Here is a 2947-nt window from a genome sequence, read left to right as displayed (position 1 = left end):
CACCACACCAGTGTGCCGAGCATTAGCTGAACGTATCTGGGCGCCCCTGCCCTCGTCCGACAACGCGCTCCCGTCGATCACCCCAAGGGTTCGCGCACCCGTGGAAAGTAATTGAGATCGGCGCGGGCGAGGTAGTTGATGTCAGCGAAATTCATCTGGATGGCCCCTGGTGTCGCCACCATGATGATGCTGTCGGCGATCGAAGCGAACCTGGCGTGGAAGTGATGGCTGGATTTGACCGCGATCAATCGCTTACCTCGCAGATCAATACCCAGGCCGGTAAACGCCTCCGGCGAGAACACTTGTCCGCGCACCGAGTTCACCACCACGTCGATGCCATCGCAGGTCAGCCACACCGAAAGGCCCATGGACTCTGGTGTGCCGCCGAGACCGATCTGAGTATGTGACTCGTCGATGGCTCGCACCGTCACCGACACATCGAGCGGGTCACCCGACGATTCACCACACTTGCCGCCCAGGCGCAGCTTGAGCCTCGCGCCGACGCCGGCTTCAGCGCACACCAGGGCGCATATGGGATCCCATATCGCGCCCAGGGCAGCTTCCTGGATGCCTCGCGCAAGCATCTCACGCAGCAGGCTTACGTTGTCCCCCGGGGCGCCGCCGCCAGGATTGTCGGCCGTGTCCGCCAACACGACGCATCCAGGTACGGTCATTGCCTGATCGAGCGCATCGCTGATGCCTGGCATGCGAGGCAGCAATGCCTCACGCTGCGCGTAAATCAGCCTTCCCAGCTCCTGAGCGGTGTTCGCGGCCAGCGACGCATCGCCGTCGGCGATCACCAGCATTTTGGAACCCATGTCCGCGGTATCGCCCCATGGAAAGCCATGTACGAAGCTCACCGACAGGATGCCCAGACGTTTCTCGGCTTCGCGCCACTGCGAAAGCAAGGCACCCATGATCGCGCCGGTCGTCGGGTAGAAGCCGATCATGCGGCAGTCGAACAGCGCACTCACCGGCTGCACCCTGCCCTCGGCCTTGCCGACACAGATGGTGTAAAGCTCCTGTGCACGCTCGACGTAGTCGACGTGGGGGTACTCCTTGAGCAGGATCACGGCGTCCGCAGCGTCGACCAGCGTCTGGGAGAGATGGCAATGCGGATCCAGCTCCACGCCTATCGTCGTCGCCGGGCCGCAAGTCGCTCGTAAGCGAGTGACCAGATCGGCCTCACAGTCGTCGCAGTTCGTAGCGACCATCGCACCATGCAGTAGCAACAGGATGATGTCGAAGGGACCATCCGCGTGCACCTGCGAAACCATCTCGTCGCGCAGACTCTCCCATACGTGCTGGACGGTCGGTCCCGAAGGCTCGGCGTTGGCAAACAGTCCCTCGACGACATCGTGGCCGTCGGTCGATGCGAGCTCCCTGAAGCGCCTTGCCACCAAGCCGTTCGTTCCGCTATCAGCATCACTGGCCGTGCCGCGGAAGAGGCCGCCCTCTTCGAATCCTCGCCATCCCGTCGGCCATGGGGCGAACGTGTTGGTTTCGGTGGAGATACCTGCAACGAAGATGCGCATGAGCCCTTCCCGTTCGTGTAGCTGCGAGTATCCCATGTATGTTATAGATATATCCAACAGTGTTCTTTGTTATATGCACACCTTACGGGATGCCTCATGACCGCTCCGCACCTCAGCCCCTTCGTCGATACCGGTTCCCTCGTATTCCTTTCGGGCCAGCTCGCTTTCGACGATGCAGGCGCGATCACGGGGAACGCCACCATCCAGACACGCCGCTGCCTGGAACGCCTGGAAAGCGTGCTGCGCGATGCCGGACTGGCGTTGTCCGACGTCGTGAAGTGCACCATCTGGTTACGCCATGAAAGTGATTTCGCCGCGTTCAACGACGCCTACGCGAGCTACTTCGGCTCGCACAAGCCCGCACGGTCCACGGTGATCAGCGGCCTCGCGCTGCCTGACGCGTTGGTGGAGATCGAAGCCATCGCTTCCCGGACGTCAAAGGAGAGCTAAGTCCATGAAGGACGCGTTGTTCGACATCGTCGTCGTCGGAGGAGGCATCGCCGGAGCATCGGCGGCGGCCAACCTTGCGCAACATGCAAGCGTGTTGGTGCTGGAGCGGGAGAGTCAACCCGGCTACCACGCGACAGGCCGATCGGCGGCACTGTTCTCGGAGATCTACGGAAGCGCGTCCATCCGCGCCTTGAGCCGCGCCAGTCGACCCTTTCTTTTCAATCCACCGGCGGGGTTCGCCGGCGCTTCCCTGGTATCCCCACGTGGTGCGCTCTACGTCGCGACCGTCGGGCAGCTGACTGCGTTGGATACGTTCGCGTCTTTGCCGGACGTGGCCGCCGGCACGCGGCGGGTGGACGCGGTCGAGGCCCGTGCGCTGTCGCCAAGCCTGCGCGACGATTATGTCGCGGCCGCGGTCTACGAGCCCGATGCGCAGGACGTGGACGTCCACGCCCTGCACCAGGGCTACCTGCGATGGCTACGCGACCGCGGTGGAAGACTGGTCAACAACGCCGGGGTTACGTCGATCGAGCGGAAGGACGATGCATGGATCGTCGGCACGGACGCCGGCGTCTTCCGCGGAAGGATCCTCATCAATGCAGCGGGCGCATGGACTGACGAGATCGCTGGCCTGGCCGGTGCAGCACCCATCAAGATTCAACCACTGCGGCGGACCGCCTTCATGGTCGACGCGCCGGCCGGTAGCGACTCCGACCGCTGGCCCATGACGATCGACATCGACGAGCAGTTCTACTTCAAGCCCGATGCGGGCCGTCTGTTGCTATCGCCTGCCGACGAAACACCCAGTGAGCCCTGCGATGCTTTGCCCGAGGACATGGACATTGCCATCGCGGTGGACCACATCGAGCAGGCAACGACACTGTCCATTACCCACGTGCGACAGAAATGGGCAGGACTGCGCAGCTTCGTGGCCGACCGTAGTCCCGTCATCGGCTACGACC

Annotated in this window: 3 protein-coding genes; 2 read left to right on the top strand and 1 reads right to left on the bottom strand. The window is 63.0% G+C overall.

Features of this window, described 5'->3' with window-relative positions:
- Positions 1-77: 77 nt before the first annotated feature.
- A complete protein-coding gene (locus tag AC1DT2_RS19610; protein ID WP_477298144.1) occupies positions 78-1535 on the bottom strand; it encodes a M81 family metallopeptidase in 1458 nt (485 codons plus the stop codon).
- A gap of 96 nt (positions 1536-1631) precedes the next feature.
- On the opposite strand from AC1DT2_RS19610, the gene AC1DT2_RS19605 reads away from it, so the two are divergent.
- Both AC1DT2_RS19605 and AC1DT2_RS19600 read left to right on the top strand, forming a co-directional pair.
- Positions 1632-1985 carry a RidA family protein gene (locus tag AC1DT2_RS19605; protein WP_477298143.1) on the top strand — a complete coding sequence of 118 codons (354 nt, stop codon included), beginning with the start codon at positions 1632-1634 and terminating at the stop codon, positions 1983-1985.
- 4 nt (positions 1986-1989) lie between these two features.
- A partial coding sequence (locus tag AC1DT2_RS19600; protein ID WP_477298142.1) for an NAD(P)/FAD-dependent oxidoreductase occupies positions 1990-2947 on the top strand: 958 nt, incomplete at its 3' end.

This window comes from Luteibacter sp. P4_E6 (genome assembly GCF_056401535.1).
Note: the sequence above shows the minus strand (reverse complement) of the source record. Positions and strands in the feature narration are given on the sequence as shown.